Origin of the sequence: Idiomarina sp. UBA4206 (genome assembly GCF_002383015.1) — a bacterium.
Lineage (GTDB): Bacteria > Pseudomonadota > Gammaproteobacteria > Enterobacterales > Alteromonadaceae > Idiomarina > Idiomarina abyssalis.
On record NZ_DFTS01000030.1, the window covers coordinates 1 to 286 of the forward strand.

General features: G+C 51.4%; 1 pseudogene. It reads right to left on the bottom strand.

The annotated features are described in order from the left end of the window. Nucleotides 1–72: 72 nt before the first annotated feature. A pseudogene (locus B3180_RS06270) lies at nucleotides 73–286 on the bottom strand (cyanophycinase); the annotation flags it as partial.

The window sequence follows — 286 nt, forward strand, 5'->3', positions numbered from 1 at the left end:
CCCCAGGGATGGGTTCACGGCGTCTTTCAGGTGAGGGGGTAATCACCAGCCGTTTTCATTCGCAGCCACCCGTTACAGCTGTTCCTGTGGCTGCCAGGCAATGCCAATGCTGCCGTTTATAACCTGACATTCACCACCTGAAGACTTAACCCGGCTTGATTCACCACGCTGCGCAATTAAACGGTAGTCCTTATTCAACAAGCTCACCTGCTTACGCTCTCCACACAAAATGCGCATAGAATCAATTAAGCCACGGTCAGACAAGAAGTTTGTGGTTGGCTCTGTC